The organism is Gilliamella sp. Nev6-6, from assembly GCF_001690605.1.
Classification (GTDB): domain Bacteria; phylum Pseudomonadota; class Gammaproteobacteria; order Enterobacterales; family Orbaceae; genus Gilliamella; species Gilliamella apicola_C.
Genome location: NZ_LZHP01000034.1, coordinates 17040 through 43869 on the forward strand (window position 1 = coordinate 17040; position 26830 = coordinate 43869).

The 26830-nt window shown below is 34.6% G+C and carries 28 protein-coding genes and 4 pseudogenes; 29 read left to right on the forward strand and 3 right to left on the reverse strand.

Annotated elements, in window-relative coordinates:
• Window positions 1-160 precede the first annotated feature (160 nt).
• Both A9G42_RS04650 and A9G42_RS04655 read left to right on the forward strand, forming a co-directional pair.
• Entirely contained in the window at window positions 161-1576 is a 1416-nt protein-coding gene (locus tag A9G42_RS04650) for a chitoporin (protein ID WP_065652772.1), read from the forward strand.
• 10 nt (window positions 1577-1586) lie between these two features.
• On the forward strand, window positions 1587-4265 hold the full coding sequence (locus A9G42_RS04655; RefSeq protein WP_065652773.1) for a beta-N-acetylhexosaminidase: 2679 nt from the start codon (window positions 1587-1589) through the stop codon (window positions 4263-4265).
• Window positions 4266-4338: 73 nt separating this feature from the next.
• Here the strand turns inward: A9G42_RS04655 and rraB are convergent, their stop codons facing one another.
• On the reverse strand, window positions 4339-4734 hold the full coding sequence (gene rraB, locus A9G42_RS04660; RefSeq protein WP_065587786.1) for a ribonuclease E inhibitor RraB: 396 nt from the start codon (window positions 4732-4734) through the stop codon (window positions 4339-4341).
• 70 nt (window positions 4735-4804) lie between these two features.
• Here rraB and rnm point away from each other — a divergent pair, with 70 nt between their 5' ends.
• From rnm to A9G42_RS04690, 6 genes are all read left to right on the forward strand, one after another.
• Window positions 4805-5638, forward strand: coding sequence for an RNase RNM (gene rnm, locus A9G42_RS04665; RefSeq protein WP_218057676.1), 834 nt, complete (start codon window positions 4805-4807; stop codon window positions 5636-5638).
• Window positions 5639-5731: 93 nt separating this feature from the next.
• Window positions 5732-6352: an L-threonylcarbamoyladenylate synthase gene (locus tag A9G42_RS04670; RefSeq protein WP_065566756.1), complete on the forward strand. Its 621-nt coding sequence runs from the start codon at window positions 5732-5734 to the stop codon at window positions 6350-6352.
• 81 nt (window positions 6353-6433) lie between these two features.
• Window positions 6434-7447 carry a 23S rRNA pseudouridine(2605) synthase RluB gene (gene rluB / locus A9G42_RS04675; protein ID WP_082211891.1) on the forward strand — a complete coding sequence of 338 codons (1014 nt, stop codon included), beginning with the start codon at window positions 6434-6436 and terminating at the stop codon, window positions 7445-7447.
• A 273-nt stretch (window positions 7448-7720) separates the two neighbouring features.
• Window positions 7721-9109, forward strand: a complete 1389-nt coding sequence (locus A9G42_RS04680) for a hypothetical protein (RefSeq protein WP_065582274.1) — start codon at window positions 7721-7723, stop codon at window positions 9107-9109.
• Between the two features lie 689 nt (window positions 9110-9798).
• On the forward strand, window positions 9799-10320 hold the full coding sequence (locus A9G42_RS04685) for a pentapeptide repeat-containing protein (protein WP_065652774.1): 522 nt from the start codon (window positions 9799-9801) through the stop codon (window positions 10318-10320).
• A 144-nt stretch (window positions 10321-10464) separates the two neighbouring features.
• Window positions 10465-11181: a pentapeptide repeat-containing protein gene (locus A9G42_RS04690; protein ID WP_082211894.1), complete on the forward strand. Its 717-nt coding sequence runs from the start codon at window positions 10465-10467 to the stop codon at window positions 11179-11181.
• 203 nt (window positions 11182-11384) lie between these two features.
• On the opposite strand, the gene A9G42_RS04695 is transcribed toward A9G42_RS04690, so the two are convergent.
• Complete coding sequence (locus A9G42_RS04695) at window positions 11385-12401, reverse strand: amidohydrolase family protein (protein ID WP_218057716.1); 1017 nt, start codon at window positions 12399-12401, stop codon at window positions 11385-11387.
• A 1180-nt stretch (window positions 12402-13581) separates the two neighbouring features.
• Between A9G42_RS04695 and A9G42_RS13605 the strand changes: the two are divergent.
• From A9G42_RS13605 to A9G42_RS13815, 4 genes and pseudogenes are all read left to right on the forward strand, one after another.
• A pseudogene (locus A9G42_RS13605) lies at window positions 13582-14662 on the forward strand (IS3 family transposase).
• Between the two features lie 310 nt (window positions 14663-14972).
• Entirely contained in the window at window positions 14973-15299 is a 327-nt protein-coding gene (locus A9G42_RS04715) for a DUF7716 domain-containing protein (RefSeq protein ID WP_065566438.1), read from the forward strand.
• 126 nt (window positions 15300-15425) lie between these two features.
• A complete protein-coding gene (locus A9G42_RS04720) occupies window positions 15426-15875 on the forward strand; it encodes a hypothetical protein (RefSeq protein ID WP_065652776.1) in 450 nt (149 codons plus the stop codon).
• Window positions 15876-16093: 218 nt separating this feature from the next.
• Window positions 16094-16231, forward strand: a complete 138-nt coding sequence (locus tag A9G42_RS13815; RefSeq protein ID WP_179854599.1) for a hypothetical protein — start codon at window positions 16094-16096, stop codon at window positions 16229-16231.
• 72 nt (window positions 16232-16303) lie between these two features.
• On the opposite strand, the gene A9G42_RS14265 is transcribed toward A9G42_RS13815, so the two are convergent.
• Complete coding sequence (locus A9G42_RS14265; protein WP_065652777.1) at window positions 16304-16732, reverse strand: hypothetical protein; 429 nt, start codon at window positions 16730-16732, stop codon at window positions 16304-16306.
• On the opposite strand from A9G42_RS14265, the gene A9G42_RS14080 reads away from it, so the two are divergent.
• The 17 genes and pseudogenes from A9G42_RS14080 to A9G42_RS04795 form a co-directional block, all read left to right on the forward strand.
• On the forward strand, window positions 16727-17449 hold the full coding sequence (locus A9G42_RS14080; protein ID WP_218837766.1) for an RHS repeat domain-containing protein: 723 nt from the start codon (window positions 16727-16729) through the stop codon (window positions 17447-17449). The genes A9G42_RS14265 and A9G42_RS14080 overlap by 6 nt on opposite strands.
• 239 nt (window positions 17450-17688) lie before the next feature.
• Entirely contained in the window at window positions 17689-17997 is a 309-nt protein-coding gene (locus A9G42_RS14085; RefSeq protein ID WP_218057783.1) for an HNH endonuclease signature motif containing protein, read from the forward strand.
• A 30-nt stretch (window positions 17998-18027) separates the two neighbouring features.
• Complete coding sequence (locus tag A9G42_RS04745) at window positions 18028-19059, forward strand: SMI1/KNR4 family protein (protein WP_065588628.1); 1032 nt, start codon at window positions 18028-18030, stop codon at window positions 19057-19059.
• Window positions 19060-19102: 43 nt separating this feature from the next.
• Window positions 19103-19642: pseudogene (locus A9G42_RS14685) on the forward strand (RHS repeat-associated core domain-containing protein); the annotation flags it as partial.
• 77 nt (window positions 19643-19719) lie between these two features.
• Window positions 19720-20078 (forward strand): annotated as a pseudogene (locus tag A9G42_RS14690) (NTF2 fold immunity protein).
• Window positions 20079-20774: 696 nt separating this feature from the next.
• The gene (locus A9G42_RS04760; RefSeq protein ID WP_065652779.1) at window positions 20775-21116 is read left to right on the forward strand and encodes an RHS repeat domain-containing protein; all 342 of its coding nucleotides are present in this window, start codon (window positions 20775-20777) and stop codon (window positions 21114-21116) included.
• A 22-nt stretch (window positions 21117-21138) separates the two neighbouring features.
• The gene (locus A9G42_RS04765; protein WP_141672048.1) at window positions 21139-21507 is read left to right on the forward strand and encodes a hypothetical protein; all 369 of its coding nucleotides are present in this window, start codon (window positions 21139-21141) and stop codon (window positions 21505-21507) included.
• Between the two features lie 25 nt (window positions 21508-21532).
• Window positions 21533-21685, forward strand: a complete 153-nt coding sequence (locus A9G42_RS13820) for a hypothetical protein (protein WP_179854600.1) — start codon at window positions 21533-21535, stop codon at window positions 21683-21685.
• A 159-nt stretch (window positions 21686-21844) separates the two neighbouring features.
• Window positions 21845-22126, forward strand: coding sequence for a hypothetical protein (locus tag A9G42_RS04770; protein ID WP_065652780.1), 282 nt, complete (start codon window positions 21845-21847; stop codon window positions 22124-22126).
• Window positions 22127-22584: 458 nt separating this feature from the next.
• Window positions 22585-22758: pseudogene (locus tag A9G42_RS13240) on the forward strand (RHS repeat-associated core domain-containing protein); the annotation flags it as partial.
• A 64-nt stretch (window positions 22759-22822) separates the two neighbouring features.
• Entirely contained in the window at window positions 22823-22972 is a 150-nt protein-coding gene (locus A9G42_RS13825) for a hypothetical protein (RefSeq protein WP_176700881.1), read from the forward strand.
• A gap of 24 nt (window positions 22973-22996) precedes the next feature.
• Window positions 22997-23485 carry a pentapeptide repeat-containing protein gene (locus tag A9G42_RS13245; protein ID WP_082211903.1) on the forward strand — a complete coding sequence of 163 codons (489 nt, stop codon included), beginning with the start codon at window positions 22997-22999 and terminating at the stop codon, window positions 23483-23485.
• Window positions 23486-23972: 487 nt separating this feature from the next.
• Window positions 23973-24275, forward strand: coding sequence for a hypothetical protein (locus A9G42_RS04780; RefSeq protein ID WP_141672057.1), 303 nt, complete (start codon window positions 23973-23975; stop codon window positions 24273-24275).
• Window position 24276: 1 nt separating this feature from the next.
• Window positions 24277-24618 carry a hypothetical protein gene (locus tag A9G42_RS04785; RefSeq protein WP_065652783.1) on the forward strand — a complete coding sequence of 114 codons (342 nt, stop codon included), beginning with the start codon at window positions 24277-24279 and terminating at the stop codon, window positions 24616-24618.
• A 578-nt stretch (window positions 24619-25196) separates the two neighbouring features.
• On the forward strand, window positions 25197-25322 hold the full coding sequence (locus A9G42_RS14275; protein WP_255307202.1) for a hypothetical protein: 126 nt from the start codon (window positions 25197-25199) through the stop codon (window positions 25320-25322).
• 34 nt (window positions 25323-25356) lie between these two features.
• The gene (locus A9G42_RS04790) at window positions 25357-25713 is read left to right on the forward strand and encodes a hypothetical protein (protein WP_082211906.1); all 357 of its coding nucleotides are present in this window, start codon (window positions 25357-25359) and stop codon (window positions 25711-25713) included.
• Between the two features lie 572 nt (window positions 25714-26285).
• The coding region (locus A9G42_RS04795; RefSeq protein ID WP_143426098.1) for an SMI1/KNR4 family protein at window positions 26286-26830 on the forward strand (545 nt) is incomplete at its 3' end.

Genomic DNA, 26830 nt, shown 5'->3' on the forward strand with positions numbered 1-26830 from the left:
TTTTGGTGATTTTGATCACGATTTTAGATTGTTTAATTTGCTAGATAAAATATGTTTATGCATTATAAAAACGCGTATTCACAAACAAGTTATCAATTGAATGAGTTAGATCTTGATGAATTTAATTGTTAATTAAACAGAATAATTATAGGAATAACATATGAGTATCTATAATGCACAAATAATACCATGTCGATTTAATTTTTTAACTAAACTAATTTTATCCTTATCTGTTTTAACAAGTACAATTCCCGTTTATGCATCTAATGTTAATCAATTTATTGATGATTCTTCATTAACAGGTAATGTCTTTTTTTGGAATCGAGATCGAGAACGTAAAGATATTGATGAGCATAAGTACGAGAAAAATTTAAGACACACCTCATTTAACGCTAATTTAGATTTTAGATCAGGTTATATCGCAGATAAGTTTGCTATTGAACTTGGCGGTTATGGCGCATGGGAAGTGAATAATGGTGGAAATGGGCATCCCAATGAAATAGGATTCAGTGGGGCTAATACTCGTTGGGACGAGAATTGGAAAAAAGATGTTAGTGGGCTGAGCTTTTATAAAGCACAGGCAAATTTTAAAATTGATGAGTTATTCTGGATAAAAACGGGTTATATTCAACCTTCTGGGCAAACTTTGCTGGCTCCTCATTGGAGCTTATTACCAGGTACTTATCGTGGATTTGAACTTGGCTCAACAATTGATTTTGATACTTCTGGCGTGTTATCCATGTCGTATATGTGGGCTGATAAATATAAAGCACCATGGTATAAAAAGCTTTATGAGTTTCGTCAGTGGGGAGCAGGTAAAAAAATTGACTTTTTGCATTCTGCGGGTTTGAAGTACGATTTTAAAAATGATTTAGTATTAGAAAGCGCATTTGGGCTGGCACAAAATTATATGAACCAATTTTTTGGCAAAGCCTCTTATAAAACAAATCTACTGGATAATCCTCTCACTCTTAGCTATCAATTTTATGGCGCCAAAGATCAATCACATAAAGGTAAAGATGTTTACGATGGTTTAGCGTGGTTACAAGCAGCAACATTGGGTTATCAAGTAGGGCCAGTTAATTTTCGACTTGAAGGTGTAACAGTTAAAGCAGAAGGCGAACAAGGCTTTTTTTTACAACGTATGACACCTGATTATGCCTCATCAAATGGCCGTTTAGATATATGGTGGAATTCTCGTTCAGATTTTAATGCTAATGGCGAAAAGGCCGTATTTGCCGAAGTCACTTATGATTTAAGTGATGTATCTAATTATTTCGCCGGTTGGAAAACGGGTGCTTCTTATGCTTATGGTTGGGATGCAAAGCCAAATTCTACAGCAAAAAATCAAAAACAACGCTTAATTGAATCTGCTTATAATTTTGATTTAAGTTATAGCAGACAAAATGGTTTAGCAAAAGATACTTCATTCCAACTACATTATACCAAATATAATAATCACTCAAATAGTATACCAAGCTGGGGAGGAGGATACGGCAATATCTTCCAAGATGAGCGTGATATCAAGTTTATTGTGACTATTCCATTCACTGTATTTAATGCTAAACAAAAATAGGTAAAATTTTATGAAAAAGATTAAAACAGCAATATTAGCCACTTCAATCGCCTCTTTGTTAAATGTTTGTGCCGTTCAAGCTGTTTCAGCTTCTCAACAAATTGTTGATGTGATGAGTTCACAACTCAATGTTCAATATCAGGTAATCGATAATCAAGCAGGGGCACATGGTATAAATTGCTCGGCTTTAGGTGCCGATTGGGCTGCTTGTAACAAAATGATGATTTCACTAAAGAATAATGGCCCAGAAATTAAAGATAAAGATTGGGCTATTTATTTTAATAATATTCGCATGATTTTAGCAATAAACAATGATCAGTTTAAAATTACTCATATTACAGGCGATCTTCATAAAATTGAACCAACAGAAAAATTCACATCGATTCCTGCTAATTCCACGATTAATATTCCCATTATTGGCGAATATTGGGTTGTGAGTGAAAGCGATGCAATGCCTCGTTGGTATGTGACATCAAGTAATGCTAAACCCAAAATAATTGCTAATACAAATACAGATTCCGATGACTTATCGGCATTTGTAGCTCCAATTACACAGCAGTGGAAAAGGACCGCCGACGATCACAATACAATAATGAATCCAGTTAACCGTTTTCAATATAACTTGGATATTAAAACATTATCGGCTGAATCGCTACGTGGGCAAATTTTACCAACACCAACTAGAATCACATTAAATAAACAAGATATATCTATTGGTCAGCAAGGCGTTAATTTAATTCTTGATGGTTTAAATCAAGACAGTTTAGCTATTTTAAAGGCAGAATTTAACGCACTAAATATTCCTGTAACGGAAAATGGATACAAGATAAAAGCAATCATTGATCCTAAACAATTCAAGCAAGGGCAATTAGAAGCGTATCAATTAGATATTAAAAATGATGAAACGCTAATATCAGCTTATGACCAAAGAGGGATATTTTATGCTGTGCAATCTATTTTATCGTTGATTCCTGTAAACGATATCAAAACCATTCCATCACTTAATGCTTTTGATTCGCCACGTTTTGCCTATCGAGGCATTATGCTCGATATTGGTCGTAATTTTAAAACTAAAGAATCAATCATGCGCTTATTAGATCAAATGGCAAAATATAAAATGAATAAATTTCATTTTCATTTAAGTGATGATGAGGGGTGGCGTATTGAAATTCCTGGATTACCCGAGCTAACCGAAATCGGCAGTAAACGTTGTCATGATCTTAATGAACAGCAATGTTTATTGCCACAACTCGGTTCCGGTCCTGAAAACAATACCACCGGATCTGGTTTTTTAAGCCGTCAAGACTATATTGATATTGTTAAATATGCTAAAGCTCGTTTTATCGAGGTTATACCAGAAATTGACATGCCAGCTCATGCACGGGCTGCCATTGTGTCTATGGAGGCACGTTATAAACGTTTAATGGCAGAAGGAAAAGAAGCACAAGCCAATGAGTTTCGACTAGTTGATCCAACCGATACGTCAAATACCACCACAGTACAATTTTATAACCGTTTAAGCTATTTAAATCCTTGTCTTGATTCATCGAAACGTTTCGTAAATAAAATTATTGATGAGATCGCAAAAATGCATGTTGAGGCCGATCAACCGCTTAGAACTTGGCATTTTGGTGGCGATGAAGCAAAAAATATTCGCTTAGGCGCTGGGTATCAAGATATAAAAGCCAAAGATAAAACGGATGCTAAAGGCACAATAGATCAAAGTCAAGAAGATTACCCTTGGGCTAAATCACAAGCTTGCCAAACAATGGTAAATAATGGCATTGTTAACGATATTGAACACCTTCCTAGTTATTTTGCTCAAGAAGTTAGCTCAATAATTAAAAATCATGGTATAAACCATATGCAAGCTTGGCAAGATGGCATGAAGCACGCGACTAATGCAAAATCGTTTGCGGTAGATAAAGTTACGGTCAATTTTTGGGATACATTATATTGGGGCGGCTTTGACTCTGTGAACGAGTGGGCAAATAAAGGCTATAAAGTCATAATATCTAACCCTGATTATGTTTATTTAGATATGCCTTATGAAGTCAACCCAAAAGAAAGCGGTTATTATTGGGCAACGCGTTTTAATGATGAAAGAAAGATATTTAGTTTTGCGCCAAATAATTTACCACAAAATGCAGAAACATCTGTTGATCGCGATGGTAACCCATTTACAGCTAAAGGTACAATGAATTGGTCTGGCGCTTATGGGCTATCTGCTCAGATTTGGACCGAAGATATTCGTACCGATAAAAAAATGGAATACATGACTTTTCCCCGTTTGTTAGCCGTAGCTGAACGAGCTTGGCATCAAGCTGATTGGGAAATTGACTACCAGAAAGGTCGTGAATTTTCTCAAGCAACCACGCATTATGTTAATCAACAAAAATTACTAAATGATTGGACTCGATTTGCTAATTTAGTTGGGCAACGTGAGTTGCAAAAACTTGATTTAGCCAATATCAATTATCGCTTGCCTATACCGGGTGCTAAAATTGAAAATAATAAATTAATAGCAAATATTGTTTTTCCTGGCTTAACTATTGAATATTCAACCAACCAAGGAAAACAATGGCATCGTTATAATGAGCCAGTTAATATTAAAAAGGGTGAAACCGTTTGTGTGCGAAGTGTATCGCCAAATCAAAAAAGAACCAGTCGTATAGAGAAAGTAAAATAAGTTATGCTAGTCAACTACTGTTATCCGTTGTTTGATGGATAACAGTAGGTATTTAAAAAGATATGGATGATGTTTAGTGCACGGTTTCTATAAACTCAGCATCATCAAAATCGTCATCGTTGCCATCTTCAAAATACGTGCCCCAGCCATCATAATTGACGCCAAACTGGGCGGTAAGGTTGATTATTTCAGCAATTTGCGCATTGATTAATTCAGCATTAAGCGGGCTTTCGGCAATAATATCAAAACCAATAACAACGTTGCCTGCATCATCTACATCTTCATCAGGATCGGTTGCCTCATAACCCAATTTATAGGCTTCTACTGCTACTTTTTCTAATTTATCAAAATCTTGCGATGAAACATGGTGTTCAATAATATAAAGCGCATGAGGATCGCTACCATCTTCTAATAGTTCTTCAATAATAGCGTTAGTATCTTGCTGAGCAAGAATAATTTGATCTTTCATAATATACCTTTTCGTGGTCATGCAATTTGTGTGGTATATTACACGTTTCAAAATAATTTTCGAGAAAAAAGTGATTGTTGATTTACATTCTCATACCACTGCATCAGATGGTGTTTTAACGCCAAGCCAACTTATCAAAAGAGCGGTGGATAATCAAATCGCTCTTTTGGCTATTACTGATCATGATACCGTTAAAGGTTTACCTGAAGCGCAAAAAGTGATAGCTAATGAAAATTTACCCGTTAAATTAGTGTCTGGCGTTGAAATATCAACAGCGTGGAAAAACAGCGAAATTCATATTGTAGGGTTGAATATTGATATTGAAAATCCACAGTTATTGGCATTGCTATCTTCACAAGAACAAGGACGCATTAATCGAGCGTTAGCCATAAGTGATAAACTAGCTAAAGTCAGTATAGAAAATGCTTATCAACAAGCACAACACTTTGCTAAAGGTGATATTGTTTCACGTGCCCATTTTGCAAGATTTTTAGTTGCTAACGGTTATGTTAAGGATATCAAAAGAGCATTTAAAAAGTATTTAGGCAAAGGAGGGTATGCTTATGTGCCAGCAACATGGTGTTGCATTGCTGATGCGGTTAATGCTATTCGAGCCGCAGGTGGACAAGCGGTACTTGCTCACCCAAGTCGTTACGATCTAACCTTAACTAAATTGAAGCTATTAGTCAGTGAGTTTAAAGTTTGTGGTGGTGTGGCAATTGAAGTTTCGCAAAGCCGGCAAACGCAAGATGATTTAACTCGATTAGCTAAATTAGCCAATGAATTTGACCTGTTGGCATCACAAGGTTCGGATTTTCATGGCGTTGATACCTATTTAGATTTAGGTAAAACAACACCATTGCCTGATAGCGTTACACCAATTTGGCATAATTGGCAACGCTAATAATAACGGGTTAAAAAGGTTTGATATTTACGTTCCATCAAATACTTGATGGTATGATCTTCAACATTAAAATTATATTGATATAGAACAATTATGAGCCAAACTTTTTATATTCACCCTGATAACCCCCAAAAACGGCTATTAGAGCAAGTTGTTAATATATTAAATGATGGTGGTGTTATCGCTTTTCCAACCGATTCGGGTTATTCACTAGGGTGCTTGCTTGATAATAAACAAGGTGTTGATCGTATTTGTCAAATCCGCCAACTTGATAAGCGTCATCATTTTACGTTAATGTGCAGTGACCTTTCTGAACTGTCTTGTTATGCTTATGTGGATAATACCACTTTTCGGTTATTAAAAAATAATACACCAGGAAAATATGTCTTTATTTTACAAGCTAGCAAAGAAGTACCACGCCGATTATTGAATGAAAAGCGTAAAACAATAGGATTACGAATTCCAGATGATAAAATTGATTTAGCACTACTTGAATTATTAGGACAGCCATTAATGACCACCACGCTGATTTTACCTAATGATGATCAGGCACAATCAGATCCCGACGAGATAGAAGATAAAATAGGCCATCAGCTCGATGCAATTGTACATGGCGGTTATATTAGCCAGCAACCAACCAGCGTAATTGACTTAACTAATGACTATCCCGAAATTATTCGTAAAGGAAGTGGTGACACTAAACCATTTGAATAAGCAACCATTTTTTATTGCTGATATTTCGACAATAGTGTGAATAGATAAAATGATACCTGAGAAGGTAACAGCGAGGATAATATGAAACATAGCAGATCTACATTTTCACAAGTTAGTAAAAAAAATAATAAAATTAATGAAAAAGATAATCAATCCAATAAAAAAACGAAAGCGTTTTGCCCAGCAAGCGTAGCTCGTAAAAATTTGCCACCTGATAATACTGAAAAACTACAAAAGGTATTAGCTAATTTAGGAAATGGATCGCGCCGTGAAATTGAGGCAATGATTGCAGCAGGTAAAATCAGTGTGGATGGTAAAATTGCTACGTTAGGCGATCGCGTTGATGTTAATGCTAATCCTAAAATACGTATTAATGGGTATCTGGTTCAGCTTAGAAGTAAAGAAAAAGAAGTTTGCCGAGTCCTTGCTTATTATAAACCAGAAGGTGAAATCTGTTCACGTAACGATCCACAGGGGCGAGCAACGGTTTTTGAACGGTTGCCTCGCTTAAAAAATGCTCGCTGGATTAATATTGGTAGACTTGATATCAATACTTCTGGCTTACTATTATTTACCACTGATGGTGAACTGGCTAATCGGTTAATGCATCCACGGCATGAAATTGAGCGTGAGTATGCCGTTCGTGTATTTGGTAATGTGACTGATCAACAGATTAACCAACTTCGTAAAGGGGTACAACTCGAAGATGGTCCAGCTTCATTTCAATCAATTAAAGCACAAGGTGGTGATGGACTTAACCAATGGTTTAATGTGGTTATCACTGAAGGTCGCAATCGAGAAGTTCGCAGAATGTGGGAAGCTATTGAAGTACAAGTTAGCCGATTGCTGCGTATTCGTTATGGCAATATCACTTTACCTAAAGGGCTGTCACGTGGAACGTGGATGGAATTAGGTATCGACTCTGTGAATTATCTACGTGAACTTGTTGGATTACCGCCAGAAACCAAAAGCTTTACAACGGGATCATCGTCAGACAAACGTATAATAAGACCTAAGCGGGTTAAATTGACCAATTTGTCTAGAGCATCCCACGCGCCTCGTCAAGCGACAGCTAAAAAGCCAACTAGAAAATAGCATGTTATAACTCTCAATAAAGTTCATTTTATTGAGAGTATTGTCTGATCACTTTATCTTACCTTTTATATTCTCTAAAAATAAATATATTGATATTTTTTGAATAGAGACTATTTTTGTTCGCTTTTTTAGCAAAAATAGTTAATAAATTATTTAAAATTTTTTATACACTAATTTGCACTAATTAGTCGCAGATCAATTAGTTAAAAATAATAAAATGATTTTACCTGCAATGAATTGATAATTTAATTAAATCTATTTAAAGGAAATATTATGCGGATAGCCATAACAATTTTTTTTCTTTTTCTTTTATCTGCTTGTCATGCTCGAACGGCTGATCAAGCATATAAAGAAGGAAAGTATTTGGAAAGTATCAGTTTATTAACTGCCAGTATTGATGAAAAAGGGCAAGCGAAATTTGATAAAGGTAGAGCTGAAAAGTTACGCACTATAGTAAGTAATGTTATGGCTCATTATGAGGCGGATTTGGCTCACACAGCAAATACAGATTATCAACATCGTATTGACGCTTATCAAAGCTTACTTAAAATGAAAATGATGTTGAGCGATCGTTTTTATAGCCAAACTGTCAGCTTTTTTAATGATAAATACGATATCAAAAAGTTAGAAGAAACAATTGCTAAACAATATTATGATTATGGTAACTCTATAACTGGAACAGACAGCGAAAGTTACAGAAAAAGAGCTGATTTATATCAAAAAGGATTTGAGCAATATAACTATAAAAATATTGAAAGCTTATACAAAAATGCAAAAACAAAATATATGCAACTTGCAGCTAAAGATTATTATAATCAAGGCAAAATGTTAGAGCAGCAAGGTAACTATAAAGCTGCAGCAGAGGCATTTAATAATGCTTCAGAGGTATACCAACCGCTTGGGAAATACAAAGATAGTGGCAAGCTTGCTGTCGATAATGATCGAAAACACTGTGCACAAGAAGCAGAAAAATATTACCAGCAGGCACAACAACTTGCAAATACCGCAACGCACCGTTACGAATTTCGCGAAGTAGCCAAATACTATGCCTGGGCAGCTTCAGCTTACAGACAATACGGAGCTTATCGTGATGCAACTTTTCAATCTGACAAATATACAAACAAAGGAATAGTTAGAGTTTATTATAATTCTACAGAATTACGCTCTTATGTAAGAGATATTTTGCATAAAGATTTTATTCAATTTGTTATTTACAATCCGAGTGAAGCTGATGTTATCATGCGTATAAAAAGTAATGTTGAATTTTCAGACCTTGGACAATCAGTTAACAATCAAACTAAAACTGAAAAAGTATTTGATAAATTTATTGAAATGGTTGACGATAACGGTAATAAAAATCAAGTCAAAACCTACAAAGATCAGCAATATAATTTACAAACGGTGACCCACAGCAATAAATTAACATTGACTACTGAAATTGAAGCTCATGGTGCGTATAGTTACAGCCGATCTTTTAATATTGAGCAGACATCTGCAAAATATGATTATATTTATTCTGGTAACGTGCCATCAAATTTACATAATTACAGTGAAGGCACTTTACAAAGTAGAGAAAGATTGCTTGAACTAGCTCAAAAACAACAATTAAACGAAGTAAAATTAAGGCTAGAAGACATTATTAGGGATCTTTCATATCTATAGTTAATGTTAATGTGTATTTAAAATTCAGAGTATTCAATATGTTGTGTCAGTTTATTTTTATTTAATCTGACACGCCTTACATGAAAAGGGTTATCTCTGAGTTTAACATTGCACTTCGTGTTTTAATCCAAGTGTTTTAAAATAAATTAACAAGTTTAAGGAATATTTATTATGAAAAGAAGAAAAAATGCTCCATTTGTATTGATATATGATTCTGACGGTATGTTATGGCATTGCATAATGCAATAATATGATTTTGTTACTAATTTAGGTATAAAATCAAAATTATTTTGGCAGGAAGCTAATAAGATAGCAGAAGAAAAAAGCTGACGAGATCCTTGCACATATGCACTTAATGATTGAAAAGGCAAAGTAAAAAATTTGAATCAGTAAAAAATATTTTGAATCTTATGATAGCAATATTAGATTTATTGATGGCATAGATACATGGTTTGATCGGATAAATATGGAAAAACAAAAAATTTTGAGTATGTATGCGCTGGGTATGAGTTATAAAGACATCAGCCAGAATATTGTATTTATCTAAAAACGAATGAATTAATTTTTGGTTATCTGTTTTGACCGATTTGCAAAACAGAGTATTAAATGACATATTAATTTATCATTTCTTGATGAGTTAATGAATTAATGCATAGCATATTTGTAAACCTTATTTTTGGAATAATACAATGGATATAAATGAAATATTAGAACAACATAGGATTTATCTTAATAGCTTTGGCAAAACTGGTAAAATAGCTAATTTGAAAGGTGCCGATTTGAGATGTGCTAATTTGCATGGTACTAATTTACGGGGGGCTGATTTGAGCGATACCGATTTGAGGTGTTCTGATTTACGCAATATTGATTGGGCTAATGTCAATTTATGTGGCGCGAATTTGCAGAATGCCGATATGTGTGGCGCGAATTTGCTTAATGCTGGATTGTGTGATGCTAATTTACGTGGGGTCAACTTGTGTAATGCCGATTTGCGATCTGTTGATTTGTATAATGCTGATTTAAGTTGTTCTAATTTGAATAATGCTAATTTGTTTAAAGCTAATTTTGGTGACACTAATTTACGTAATGCTGATTTGCGTGGAGCTAATCTATGTTATACGGATTTGCGTGATGTTGATTTACGTGGGGCGGATTTGCATAATATTGATTTGAGCAACACGGATTTGCGTAATACTGATCTACCGGAATAGACATTCATAATCATAGGTAAAAAAATATTTGTTGGTTAAGTCGTAAAACTTTGTTGTTTAGGAAGAAGATTTAAGCACCAAATCGTTTGAAGCCAGTTAGTCATAATAGTGAATTGCTCAATCATTAATTTTTGGGATGATAAAATGGATATTAACAAAATTTTAGAACAAAACAAAATCTTCTTTGATAGTGGTGGGAGAATAGGCAAAAGAGCTAATTTATGTGAAGCTGATTTAAGCAGTCTTAATTTACGTGGACTTGATTTAAGCAGTCTTAATTTACGTGGTGCGACTTTGTGTGGCGCTGATTTGCGTGGTGCCGACTTAAGTCACGCTAAACTAATTAATGCTGATTTGCGCAATGCCGATTTACGTCATGCAAATTTGTATCGCTCTGATTTAAGTAGCGCTAATTTGTCTGATGCGGATTTACGTGGTACAAATTTATATGGTGCTAATTTGAGGGGGGCCAATTTGCGAAATGCTGATTTGCGCGATGCTAATTTACGTGAAGCTAATTTGCATGATGTGGATTTACGTAGTTCTCATTTGAGTGGAGCTGATCTGTATTGTGTTGATTTGAGTACTGTTAATTTGCGTAATACTGATTTACGCGGCGTTGATTTGAGCAGTGCTGAATTACCCGAATCAACATTCATAATCGTAGGTGAAAAATATTTTATATCAATTAGTCATGGTGAATATGTTCAAGTTGGTTGTCAACTACATACAATAGCTAAGTGGCGCCAATTTACGAAACAAGAAATAGCTAACTTGGGAGGGGATTCAATATTAGAATTTCACCATAGACTGATGAAAATCATTGATTTTTATTGTAAAGATGGTGAATGTATAGAATAATAAAACACAAATTTTTATTTTTGCAGGGCTATATAAACAACTTTTGCACCAAACCCTGCATGATATATTTGAATGTTATTTTAATTAACATGTGTAAAATATATTTGTTTCATCTTAATCTCATAGTTACGTAAAGAATATTACAAATCATCTGATAAAATAGGTGCTAAATTAGTGTAGCCTATCTCAATCCACTTTATTACTTACTCAAGCCCAAGCACCATTCTTCCATTTTTTGTCGCTACATTAATCACATTATCTAAATCAGTATAGCGGCATCCTGTTACTAACAGCTTAAGCTCTTCCCACATATTCCCCGTTGAAAATGGCAACATATAATCGCTGACGTTATCTGTACCGATTGCAACAGGAATACCTGCTGTGGCAAGTTCATCAACTGGGGTGAGTGAGTTACGAGTAGGGCCTTGTTCTTCACGGCGTGGGCTATCGATCCAAGCAAATGGGCAGGCAATGACCATCATTTTTGCTTCTTTCATTTTTTTATAGAGTTTTTGGCGATATTCTAAACTGTGGGCTGTGATCGAAATACTATGAATGGCAACAACGCGACCATGCATACCATGTTCAAGGGTTTTATCGGTAAGTTGTTCCGTTTCGATCTCATCTTGAGAATTAAACTGGTCAACATGTACGTGCACCATTTTGCCTAATGATTTACCCGTTTGCATTAACACATCAAGATGTTTCAGTCCCATTCCTTCACCATGATCGCGTTCATCACGACGAGGTAAACCGCCAATAATATCAACTAAATCAGCGCCTTTATCGAACCAATAACGAGCCTCTTTATCGATAACGCCTTTAAGTGTTTGATTGACTAATTTTATGGTGATGTCATTTTTATAGGTTTCGCGTGCTCTTAACGCCCCTTTAATTGCCCGTTCTTGAGCAATAGGGTCAATATCAACAAATGATCCCATTGCACTCACCCCTTGCTCAATCATCCGTTCAACCGCCATACTAAAATGGCGATAGTAATCATCTTCGCTCATTGATGCTTTGACTTTATCTAATGTATCCCATTTTTCAATTAAGGTCTGTTTTTGATAGACATCAAAACTATCAACTGAAATAGTAAAAGCACGATCGGCATGCATATGAGCATTAACCCATCCGCCATTTTGTTTAATTTTATTCATTAAATAGGCTTTTAAACTTTGGTCTCTTGTGGTTAACAACATTTTTTTATGCTCAATCATAATTAGCCTCTATAATTCAATTGCTTTAAATAGGAGTGAAATAATTGTATGGAATAGGTAAAAAAAATCCCCCAAAAAGGAGGATAATATGTAATACCAATAAATTGAGTGATTAAAATGATTGATTTACTAATGCTCATTACACTCACGCCTTATCAATTAAAAATTGAAGAAATTCTAATCAAAATAAACGTAATAGCAAGCACTATCATTTACAAAATATCTAAATAAATGAAAATGTTATAGTATTATTTTTTAGATTATTTACTTGCAAAGTGAAATTTTAACTACGCTAATAACCAATAAGATTTAAGCATAAAATTCTAACTAATTATTTAATAATGATAATTTATTGTCAAAAAAATGAGATTAATTATGTATTGTTATGTTTTAGACTATTTGTCATATAAGCTGATTTTAGCGCAAATGGTGTGTCCATACTTTTTTGACACAAATTTAGTCTTCACCGCTTTAAATGTCGCATCAGCAATCGCATTATCATAGGGTCATCCCTTATGACTTAATGACCGCTGAATGCTAAATTCCTTTAAACATTCATCAAATAAATGATTTCAAACTCTTTCTCAATTAACATTGTCGTATTCGTCGTACTAGTATAGTAAAAAATAACTTTTGGATATACTAAAAGGTTATTGTGTTATTTTTATAATAATTGTTCAGAAAAAATATTGATTTTATTTGATTTTTTAATAGGTGATAAAATTACAGAGTAAATAAGGAAAATCCTCGCTGTTTTAAAACGGGGATTTTATAATTACCACCACTTAGGATAATTGGTAAATTGTGATTTAACATAATTCAATGTATCTTCTGAAATAATGGTTTGATAACTTGACTGCACAATATCCTTAAATATTCCCTGACGAGTCACAGACCATGAATATTTAATGTTTTTTTCATCTTTTTCTATTTTTATAGAAAACATTTCATTCATATCATACAAAGTAGCTGTTTTTTTTAATGTAACCAGATCGTTAACAAAATTATCCCAAATTAAACAACTAATCCATATTTCACCACTATAGTTAAGAGAGTTCGAAAATTGTTCTACATTTGCTATAAAAATAAATTTAATAGAAGGTACTGTAACTATCCCCCTAAAATAGTACAGCAAAAAAGTAGAAAATTCTCTATGATAAAAGTAAAAGAGGATTCAATTATGAAAAAAATGACTGAACATCAAATCGTAGCTATTTTAAAAGAAGCAGAAGCGGGTATTCCCGTTAAAGAACTGTGCCGTAAATAGAGCATGGGTAATTCAACTTTCTATAAATGGCGAGAAAAATACGGCGGTATGGAAACTTCAGACATCAAACGTCTAAAAGAACTCGAAGCGGAAAACCGCAAGCTTAAGCAGATGTTTGCCGAACTGAGCTTAAAATCCCAGCTTCAGGAAGAAATCATAAAAAAGCTTTAGTGCCCACAAAGGCACGTAAAACGTGGGCACAGCAACAACAACAAAATCATTCGGTTACTATTGTTATGAGTTGTGCTATTGTTGGTTTAAGCCGTTGTGCTTACTATTATCAATCTAAGTTACAGGATGATTCGGTGATTGTTTCGGTGTTGAATGCTATCACAGACTGGCATTTACGCTGGGGCTTTCCTAAATGTTTTCATCGTATCAGAAAGCTCGGCTATCAATGGAATCATAAACGGGTATATCGGGTGTATTGTGAATTAAAGCTTAATCTCAGGGTAAAGCGTAAAAAACGCATTCCTCCACGATGCCCAGAAAGGTTATTAGTCCCCAATAAACAAGGTGAATGTTGGTCAATGGATTTTATGAGTGACAGTAGCCGTAATCAACGTCGCTTTAGAACATTCAATGTCATCGATGACTTTAATCGTGAGGCGTTAGGGATTGATATTGCAGTAAGCTTACCAGCAGGAAGGATTACCCGTTACTTAGATAAACTGGCCGAATATCATGGGTATCCATTAAAATACGGGTCGATAATGGGCCAGAATTTACAGGAAAAACCTTTATAAACTGAGCTAAATCACATGATATAACCATTGATTATATCCAGCCCGGTAGCCCTTATCAAAATGGCTATATTGAACGATTTAATCGTACCTATCGTACTGAAGTACTCGATTTATATCTTTTTAACAACTTAGCGCAAGCAAGGAGAATAACTGAAGAATGGTTAACGATTTATAACACCGAAAGACCGTATGAGGCATTAAATAACATGACACCGATTGAGTATAAAACACTAAAACAAGCAGCATGATTTTCTACGTGAGTTGTGTACTAAGTTTGGGGTATTTACAAGTGTAGATTTTTTCTGATTGTATTTTAGATAAACTCATTTTACAAATTCGTTAGTAATAGATTCAAATTTAATTGATAACTCATTATTAAATATTAATTTATAGATTTCGCATTGTAAGTTGAAAGTGTAAATACCCCAGGTTCATTAAAATTAGTTGATCGAAAAGATCACAATAAATATCATAAAATATATCACCCAGATGGTTCGGGGGGTCGCAAAAAATGAGGCGGTGGTACAATTTGTCGTAAATAATAATTGGAGATTATGAATGAAAATTATCGAAGGTATCAATGGACTATTAACTATTTATAAAGATCGTCCTGAATTATGGTATTTTTTATTTACAAATATTAAGATAGGTAATAAAAAAAAGGATATAAGAGAAGGTACTTTTTACCTTCCTGAAACTGATGATGATGATGATGAAATGGGTGAGCTGTGTGATAAGTACCCTGATAAATATCGAGATTGGTTGGAATATCAAACTTTTTTAGATATTATTGACAATAAATTAGATCATCATCCTAATGCTACAAAAGAAGATTTATTAGATGCTATTATTTACTACCTTGAAAATGATGATTTTTTAGATTAATAATACTGGAAAGGTCTTTTTTTGACTTTTCCAGTATTAATCATAAATCTGTAATAGTAAGATTTACCGTTGTCAATCGCATTAATGCAGCCTATTTAAAGCAGTTTTTATTGCTAAAGAGAGATTATGAAGAAACTTTTAGAATTACTAAATAAAAAAGGTATAAAGTATCTCATTCAAGACAATAAAATCACTATTGATGGTAATTTAAATTTAAGAAACAGAGGAATTAAAGCATTACCTGAGAACTTATCTATTAACGGTGATTTGATTTTAACTCATACAAAAATTGAAGCACTACCTAAAAATTTTTCTGTTAGTGGTGATTTAGATTTAAGAAATACAGAAATCAAAACTATACCTGAAAAGGTATTTATTGGAGGTTATTTATATTTAACAAATACGGAAATCAAAGCATTACCTAAAAATTTTTCTATTAGTGGCAGTCTAAATTTAGCGAATACAGAAATAACAGCACTACCAGAAAGCCTATTTGTTAAAGGTGATCTAAATTTAACAATGACAAAAATCAAAGTATTACCTAAAAATTTTTTATTGGAGGTAGTTTATATTTAGGGTTTACTGAAATAGAAGCGTTACCTGAAAATTTATCGATTGGAGGTAAATTAAATATAGAATCAACAAGTATTCGAGAATTACCTGACAATTTATCTGTTGGCACCGGTTTATATTTAGATATAGATAAAATACAAAATATAGCTTATTGCAAAAACTGCGAAGATAACTCACAAACTATTTTTGCTTGTTGGGTTAATAATGGATTCGCTATTCAAATGAATGACTTTTTTGGCACATTTCAAGAGTTTGAAAAAATAGTTGATGAGAAGTATTCAGGAAAAATTGCTATAGAATACAAAAAATTGGCAGACACATGTATAAAAGAGTTAACCGAAAAATTAAAAATATTGTAGTCTTTATTTGGTAAGGCTGATTAAAAGAGCAAACATTTCTCGGAAGAACGCAAATAAAATTTAGATTATGAACTACTCGACAACGTCAGCAATATACACTTTGCTGCCGGCAGCAGTGCCGAAATCATCCACCGTTTCAAACGCGATGCCATCGGCCGCCTGATCGGCAAATACACCACCGACGGCACCACCGCCTACCAGTACGACAAAGCCGACAACCTTATCAAAGTCGGCTACAAAAAAGCCGGCCTGCCCGCAGAAGCAGAACCCGACCTCATCGCCTTCAGCTACGATCTGCTGAGTAACCTGCTGAGCGAAACCACCGCACAGGGTACCCTCAGCCACCAGTACGACCCACTGGGCAACCGCATCGCCACCACCCTGCCGGATGGGCGCACCATCAACAGCCTGTATTACGGTTCCGGCCACCTGCACCAGATAAATATCGATGGCGATGGCGATGGCAACATCATCAGCGACATCGAACGCGGCAAGTTGCACCGCGAAGTATTACGCACTCAGGGACGGCTGAACACCCAGTTCAAATACGACCGTAACAGCCGCCTGCAACACAAACAGATATGGCGCAATCAGAATCCGATTCTGCCCGATATCCTCATCGAACACAGCTACCAGTACGACAACCTCGACCGGCTGGTAAGCAAAAAACACAGCAAACACGGACAGACCGATTACTACTATGATCGCACCGGCAGAATCGAAGGCTGCCGCAACCAGAGATACTGGGAAACCCTGCAATACGATGCCGCCGCCAACCTGTTAGACCACAGACGGCCAATAGAATTAGACCCCAGCAATCAGAATGTCATCCGCTGTAACCAGCTGCTGCATTTCAGAGAACACCGCTACCGCTACGACGAGCACGGCCGAACCCAGACCAAACAGACCATCGGTGCTATCCAGCACTACCACTACGACGCCGAGCACCGCCTGAGCGAAGTACGCATCGAACAAACAGACCGCAGCCTGTATATCTATACCGACCAGAACAGCTACGAACCACTGGCACGAATAGATAAAAGAGGTAATGACCCTGAAAAAGTCATGTACTTCCACACTGATCTGAACGGTGCACCAGAAGAGTTTACCACTGCAAACAGTGACATCGTCTGGGAATGCAGCTTTCAGTTATGGGGGAAACGGATTCATGAAATCGAACACGAACCCATAGAGCAAAACCTCAGATATCAGGGATAGTATTTAGGTAGAGAAACCAGCTTGCATTACAATACTTTCAGGTATTATGATCCGGATATAGGCCACTTTACCTAGCCAGATCCGATAGGATTGCTAGGTGGGTTTAATCTGTATCAGTATGCGCCTAATGGGTTAACTTGGGTTGATCCATGGAGGCTAGCATTACAAGGAATAGATTTTACAGATTCTCCAGATTATGCCCTGTAAAAGAAGGTCAAAAAAATATTGTTCAAATCACAATGCAAGGGACTAGGTCTAGAGATTTTGCTGCTGCATTTAAAGCGGCTGGAATCAAAAAGAAAGATGCCGTAGGATATACTTGGCATCATGTTGACGATTTTGATCCGAAAACTGGTAAAACTACTATGCAATTAATTAAAACGGAAACTCATGAAGCAATTCGTCATAAAGGTTCAGTTTCTCAATTTGGTGCACATTCGGGCACTAAATATGGCTCACCACAAGCAGTAGACTATTCATATACACAAGGGTGGTTAACAGGTAGAGTACCGAAGAGACTAAAAGAGCTAATAAGTAAATTTTGTTAATTAAAGACGCAATATAATTTGGGAATTAATATGATTAATATAGATAACTTTTATGACTGCGAAAAAAAGCTGACTGATAAAGATTTAAATGCTTGTGAAAAGAGGTTAGGTATCACAATTCCAGATTCTTTAAGACAGTTTTATCTTAATTGTAATGGAGGAATGGTATATAAAGATATTTGGAAAACAACTGTTCCTCCATACAAACTTAAAGTTTTTAATTTTATTCCTATAAAATATAATAAAGCATTTAGGAATGACCCAGATTTTATCATGGAAGGTATTGCTTTCAAACATTGGAATAATAAAAAGTTACCTAAGGAGCTGTTACCTTTTGCTCGCGATTTAAGTAATGGTTTTTTGTGTATGAATATTAATACTGGTGCGATATATCAATATCTCAGATTAGAATGGGATGACACCCTAAATACAGAGCAAAATTTTAAAAAAAATAGTATCTATTTATCTGATTCATTGGAAAATTTCTTAAATGCTTTAATTTGTGATGAAGATCAAGACAAAGTAGAAACCATTGAAGATGAAGATATTAAACCAAGAACAAGCAACAAATTCTACAATTCTCAACAAGCAATTAATACCACTGACCTAAATGAGGTTGAAAAACTTTTAAAGATAAAAATTCCTGTTCAACTAAGACAATTCCTGTTACAACACAATGGAGGAATGCCAGAGAATAATGCTTGTCTGGATCCTGAAAGTGAATTTGAATGGGTTGCAATTCATGAACTAATACCCGTTAAATACTATAAAAAGTTTAATAATGACAAGAACTATTTAATGCCTTCCAAAGCAGAAAATTTATGGAGTAGAAAGTTATTACCGGAAACTTTTTTACCTTTTGCGATTGATGCGGGTGGTAATTATTTCTGCATCGATATTAATAATGGGAAAATATACTACTATACTCTTGACACATGGTCTGATAATTTATCTTTAACGGATAATCAAGATAAGAGTACTCTTTTTCTATGCAATAGTTTTAATGAATTTATTTCTAAATTAGTGTGTGAAGATGATATAAATGATTTATATGGTTTATAAATAATAACCGTAAGGTTAACCGCATCCCTGTTGGTATTGAAAACAATATTTATACAGGGAAACCAGCTTATATTACAATACTTTCGGGTACTATGATCCGGATATTGGTCGTTTTACCCAGCTAGACCCGATAGGATTGCTAGGTGGGTTTAATCTGTATCAGTATGCGCCTAATGGGTTAACTTGGATTGATCCGTGGAGATGGATTTGTGAAGTAAAAGGTAAACGAGGAGCACAGGGGCAACCTCTTTCAGCAAAAGCGACAGTTTCAAGAGCTGATATAGGATCAGGCACAGCAACTAACCTTTTTCCAAGCGCATTTGCTCGAAGGTTAGGTAACGCAGATGATGATGCGGGATATATTTTAGCGAAAATATTAGGCGGTTCAGGAGGCATAGATAATGTTTTCTCTCAGTTAAAAGGAATAAATCGTGGTCAATATCGAGCTTTTGAAAAAACAATTAAACAGTATATTCAAGAATATGGAGCTGTGGATATTAAATGGAATTTTATTTATGGCAAAGAAGGCACAAGCCCCCCAAATAGAATACTCAGTTTTCCAAAAGTGGGAAGAATGTATTAAATAATATTTTTAAAAATTAGGTAAACTAAATGAATATTGAAATTGCGAAAAACATATTAAAAGAATTCATTATTGCGATGAATCATTGGGAAATACGTTGCTATCCAAAATTAAAAAGTGATTCTTCAGAAGAAGCTTATTTACAAATGACTAAAGATTTGAATTTTATATTTGATAAATTCTGTACAAAAAAGAACGAAAATATGATCGACAAGCAGCATTATCTTGTGGAAACCCACCAGAGTACTCACCAGATGAAGAAATATTAAAAATAGAAGAACTCAAAGGGAATAAAGTAGTTATTTACACGCAACAACAAAATCGTACAAAAAGTCAATTTCGTTATACCTTGCATTACAAAAAACATGAGTGGCGTATTGATAAAAAAGAGGTATATGATAAGTTTGATAATAATTGGGACAAATATCCATTGTAATAATTACTAGAATTCTATCGTAAATACGATTAAATATCTGGAAAAAGCAAAATAATAGCTAAGCATTAGATATATCAATTACTTTTTAAATTTAAATATTCTAATCCGCTATATAAAATTAAAATTTTGTTTACTGTTCTAAAAAGCTGTCAATTCAAAGCTGTTTATTAATTGAATTATATTGTTATCAACAATTCTATTTATGATTGATTAATTATATTTTAAAAAATCCAATGTGAGGAATTATTTTGTATTTATTTAGGAGTATGACTTAGATAAAACAGAAAGTATTATGGATCTAGCAATGGCTCAAGGGTAGATGCTTTTAACGAATAAGAGCCAGTCAAACTTGAATTAATTAGAAGTGTACTAGCAAAAAATATCTGGGCAAGCAAACACAGAGAAGAATACAGCAACCACAACCTGATCCGCTGTAACTAGCTACTTAAATTCAGAGACCAGAGCTACCGCTACGATGAGTACGGTCGAACCCAGAGCAAACAAACCATCGGCTCTACCCTGTACTACCACTACGACGTCGAACACCGCCTGAACAAAGTACGCATCGAACAATCAGACCGCAGTTAGCGTTACGGCTACATCTACAACGCCCTTGACCGGCGTATCGAAAAACATCAGCTAGACAACGCAGGCAAACCCTGCAACCGTACCCGCTTCCTGTGGGACGGGTTAAGAATGATTCAGGAAACCAGCCCGAATCAGCACAGCAGCCTGTATATCTATACCGACCAGAACAGCTACGAACCACTGGCACGCATAGACAAAAGAGGTAATGATCCTGAAAAAGTCATGTACTTCCACACTGATCTGAATGGGTGTCCGGAAGAGTTGACCGACGAAAACGGTAAAATACTGTGGGAATGCAGCTATCAGTTCTGGGGTAAACGGATTCATGAAATCGAACATCACTCAATAGAGCAAAACCTCAGATATCATGGACAATATTTAGACAGAAAAACCGACTTACATTACAATACCTTCAGGTATTATGATCTTGATATAGGACGCTTTACCTAGCCTGAGCCAATCGGGCTGATTGGTGACTTTAATCTGTATCAGTATGCGCCTAAATGGGTTGACTTGGATTGATCCGTGGGGACTTTCTGCTTATGCGCCGACCCATCATCTTGCCACAAACAAACACTCTTATTGGTCTGATCTATTTAGAGGCCTATTTAAAAAGAATGGGCTGGGTAAGTTTAAGAATGGAAATTGGCGAAAGGATGTTTTTAATGATCCACTAAATAAAATAGATGTTCTAGGACATAAAGGTCTATACCCAGAAGAAATGCATCAAGAAATATATAAACGTTTAAAACAAGCTAGTGATAAAAGTCCAGAAGCATTTAAAGAAGCTTTAGCAGAACTTGGTAAAGAAGCTGTGTCCCCCCAATTCATGGTTAAATAAAATATTAACTAAGAGTGATTAATAAATGAAATACTTTAAACTGAATCCAAATGTTAACAGCAAAAAGTGGCGAGGATGTATTATTCCACGTGATGGGTTGATTGATGATGGAGGTAATGTAATTCCCGTTGATTTTTTGTCTTTAATAAAAATACCTACAAACAAAAAGCTTTTTTAAAAAAAATTAAGGGATGGGTATTTCTCACCAATAAGTACAATTGGAGCTAAATATCTCCTTTTTGATAGTAAAATTAATAAAATAAACAATATATCAGGTAATGGTGTTAAATTAATTCTTATTTCTGATAGTGAGAAGCCAGAAAAAACATATTTAATAATGTACCCTTTTGAATGTGTTGATTGTGTTAACTGGGATTTATCTGAAATAGACTTATGGCCATCAGGCTATGTTCCAAAAGAATGGGAATCAAAACGTGAGCGTTTTTTTCTAAAACCAGCTATCCACGAAAATAAAATTCCTAAACATTTAGATGCATTTTGTTTAAATGAATGGGATGGGGCATTTAATATCATTATTTCAGAAAAACTTAAAAATAAAATATTATCACTTGATTTTGATCATTCATTTTTAGAATTTTATGAGCTAGTTCAAACGTAAATTAAATAGCAAAAATTTGTCTATAACCTTTAATTTTATCGTCATAATACAGACTTACATCCAGCCCGTTCATTATCTTACTTTAGCGTTTGATAATTTGATAGATGGAAAGTAGAAGTAGGGCTATATAGATAGCTACTAGTCCTAATTGATGATTTTGGGCTGTTGATAATATGACATCAATTACTGGTACAGGTGGTGATGCGGCTGATCACGATGCGAATAATAAATTCTTCTAAATAGGTTTAAAACTAGAGTTACTTACGCCCCACTAGGCAACCGCATCGCCACCACCCTGACGGATGGACGCTCCATCAACAGCCTGTATTACGTCTCCAGCCACCTGCACCAGATAAGTATCGATGGCCACATCATCAGCGACATCGAACGCGACAAGCTACACCACGAAGTATCACGCACTCAGGGTCAGGGATGCTTGAACACCGAATTCAAATACGGGACAATATTTAGACAGAGAAACTGGCTTACATTACAATACTTTCAGGTACTATAATCTGGATATAGGTCGCTTTACCCAGCCTGATCCGATAGGTTTAGCTGGCGGCTTTAATCTGTATCAGTATGCGCTTAATGGGTTAACTTGGTCGATCTGTGGGGGGGTAGCTAAATGTCCAATTACCAAAGTCTTCTAAGTTACCCCTAGTGTGGTTAAAAAAGCTTTAAAAGGAGGATGCTATGCAGACAACACAAGGAATCATTTTTCTTCCAGCAGTTCAACGTTATGTGGCTGAAAAAATTGTAGGCGTATTACCACCTAAAACTCAAGGAACACTTGCGCCAAGTAATATTCCAAAGATTAAACCTATGTCTGACACAAAAAATTGATCTTTTTGGCTAGGGAAATTATTAATGATTAAAATTCATTTTGAATCTGGTTGCACGCAAGAATTTGATGTAACAACATTTGAGGGATTCGATTTCAGTAGTTCGATATTACATACCGCTATATTTGCAGGGTATTCTTTGCGTAATGCAAATTTTAAATATGCTAATTTACGTAGTGCAAATTTTTCAGGTTGTATTTTAGATAATACTGATTTTACAAATTCATTATTAATGAATTCAAATTTAATGAATTCATCATTATTAAATGCTGATATGCCTAACTGTAAGTTAAATGGAGCTTTTTTACTAAATGCTAATTTGCAAGGAGTTAATTTATCAGGAGCTGATTTATTTAATGCAAATTTCAACGGAAGTAATTTAAAAGGTGCAAATGTAAATGCAATCAGAATAAATGAGGCTAGTTTTATAGGGGCAATATATGACAAATATACTATTTGGCCAAAATATTTCTCACCGGCAACTAAAAGAGCTATTTTACAACAAATACCATGAGTATTAATTTGCATATTATAGGCCACATCTTAATTTTTTGTGTATTTCTCTTTTACAGATAACCGTTAATTCTGTCACCAAATTCTGTCATAAAGCGGTTCATTATGCTTTCCAGTTGCAAGTCAATATCTGTTTATCTTCTTCATACTAATTTATATTGCTAAATAAATTACTTTCTTTACCAAATCATCAGCCGAGAAGACTTTATACTTTTTTGATGACGTAGCGTATTACGCTGTTAATTTATTCTCTGATATTTTGGTGTAAATTGCTTTACAGATGCCCTGTGGGTAAGCAAAAAAACAAACCGCCATCAGCATCCAACGCTACTACAACGATGCCGCACATCGCCTAAGCGGAGTATGTATAAAACCACTAAACCGCAGCCAGCGTTACGGCTATGCCTACGACGCCTTGGCTGGCGTATCGAAAAACTTCAGCGAGACAACGCAAGCAATCCCTACAATCTCGGTATGTGCCTAATGGGTTGAATTGGATTGATCCTTTAGGAATAAGCGGTGAAAATGTATTTATATATTATACCAATCTAGCAAGATTAGAAGGAATTCAAAATACTGGTATAATAGAAAAGCATGTAAAAGCTAAGGTTTACATGGCTAATATAAAAAAGTCATCAGAATTAGAATATTATCATACAGGTAAAATTAAATTAGAACGCTCTCAAATAATTCATATAGATAAAAACCCTTATGAAAGATTTAATAGCCTAAACTATGATAAAAGACTTAACATGATGCAAAATCAACTAAAAGCTAGAGGTTGTTATTAACATGAGTAATACTACAGAAAAATGTTTAGTTTTAAAACAAAGCGAAATCAACGCATTGAAAAAACTGATTATGTACATTAAATTTTCATGTGAAGAAGCAGAATCGCTATTATATGCAGGTAGCCCACTAATTAACAATATCTTTGATAAATTATTGGAAATTGATGATTTTAAAGCAGAATCTAAATATTTTTATAAACAAGAAAATGTGACTAATGAGCAATTTATCCGTAAAAAAATACAAAAAGATCAGGATGAAACGCTAAACAAAGCAGATGAAAAATTGATATTAGAATTATTTAAAGCATGTTTACATCCTTTCTCTTCAAGTAAAGATGTTTAAATAAAATATCATGTTAGCTGTCACGATTTCCAAAAATAGTACAGCCCAAAAGTAAAAAAATCCTCTGGTTTAATGCTTCAATGGTTAAGAAAATTAATTCGAACATTAAATTTATCAAGATTCTTTAATGAATGCTGACGGTAAATATTAAATACTTCATAATATATAGGCGTACTTAAGTTTTAATATCAACATGCAGATAGTTGGTAAGCTTTGCAATAATCTGCAACAAAAGTCTGAGTCTTACCACTCAGGCTTTTTAATTGAATTAATCTAGCAAACTACTTTAAGAATATAATCATTACAGTGCCTGCAACATAAACAGATACGGCGTAATCAGAATTTCACCTACCCGACATCCTCATCGAACACAGAAACCAATACGGCAACCTCGACCGTCTATTAAGCAAAAACAAAGTAAACACGGGCAAATCGATTACCACTATGATCGCACCGGCAGAATTGAAAGCTACAGTAACCAAAGATACTGAGAAACCCTGCAATATGATGATCCCTCCAACCTGTTAGACCTCAGACGGTCAATAGAAGAACTTTTTAATAGTGGTCAACCAAATACCTTGGCAGAGCACACGAGAATTGATGTAAGTGCTTTGAAAGCAGGTGAAGTTACTCATCAACAAGCAAAAAATCTTGTTGCCCAATCTTTATGGAATGTAAGCTCTCAAGGTGTCACTTCCCCATGAAATATCCCTTGGAATTAAACTGGAGAATATTAATATGTTAGATAAAGAATTACTTGATATTTTTGGTCAAAAGATCATTTGTAGTGTTAGAGATCAAGCCATTTTTGAATTTGAAGCAATGGTTCAAGGTAAAATGAAATCTGAAAATACGGTTAAATTAAATAATGAATTAAAAACATTTGACAAAAACCAGATTGAAATTTTAAAAAAAGTTGTTTTGACTGCTATTGATAGTGTTATTTACAATACATTAAATATGCTAGAACAAAATGAAGAAAATATAAAATTATTAATATCTCAAAATGGTAAAAATGAAAAAAACATTCTTGATATCAGTGATAGTTTATCTGGTGAACTGTTCACAAAAAAAAGGCTGGATAGAAAAATTTAGTAAATATAAATAAGCATTATATATTAGCAATATTTTGTGCTATAGCTATACGATCTAGAGCAAAAGGCAGACTATAAATGGGGTAAAACGAGTCAACTGGCACATAAACTAACAATGGAACAGTACATTTATTATGATAAATAGAGGCGGGAAAATATATCACAGTAGGCTTATTGTAAGACCAAATAATTGTTAGCGACAGTTAGCGTTACGACTACATCTACGATGCCTTAAGCCAGCGTATGGAAAAATATCGGCTAGACAGCGTCCCCTACAACAATACTCGCTTCCTGTAGGACGGCTTAAGCAACATATAGTAAAGACGGCATTCCAGATTTTAGTCCATATAAGGAACAATATGCAAAATCAAACAAGTTTAATGGCAATCGAAAACATGATAATAGGATAGCAAATAAACAAATTGGCTATTCTGGTGACAAGGCCCTTCCTGAAAAGGTTTGGCATCATGTTGATAAAGATTATATGATTATTCTGGATGCAGATTTGCATAACAGTTTTCCTCACACTGGCAGTGCATCCGTTCTTATACATGGTAATATTTAGGAGTTAGAATGTTTAAATCAAAATATAATGTTCCCAAAAACATTGATAAACGCATTTCAAAGTTAAAGTTAAAAATAGATTCAAACAATTCTTATATTGATTTTTTGAAAAAATATAATGTTGTTGTTTTTGATAATGAAGCCAATATTGACTACTGTATTGATTGTGAGGGCGAGTCATTGCCCTTAGAGGTCATTTTGGGTTTTTCAAAGAAAGATAGAGAAGATTTATTGGCTACCAACGATGGCTATTTAAATAGGATACCTGAGGATTATTTTGCCGTAGCAACACTTAATTACGGCGATTTGCTTTGCTTAAGCCCAAATGGTGAAGTCTATTATTGGGATCATGAAGTTAATGATCTCTATTTTGACATGTCTGTAAAAAATGGTTATCTAGAACAAAATACTAATCTGAAGTTTGTTGCAAATTCGTTTGATGCCTTTTTATCAATGATTATTAAAAGTGAAGTTGAGGATGATTATGATCCTGATGAAGATGAATATAATAATCCTAACATTCCTTTCCCAGATGAAGCATTACCGTCAATGCT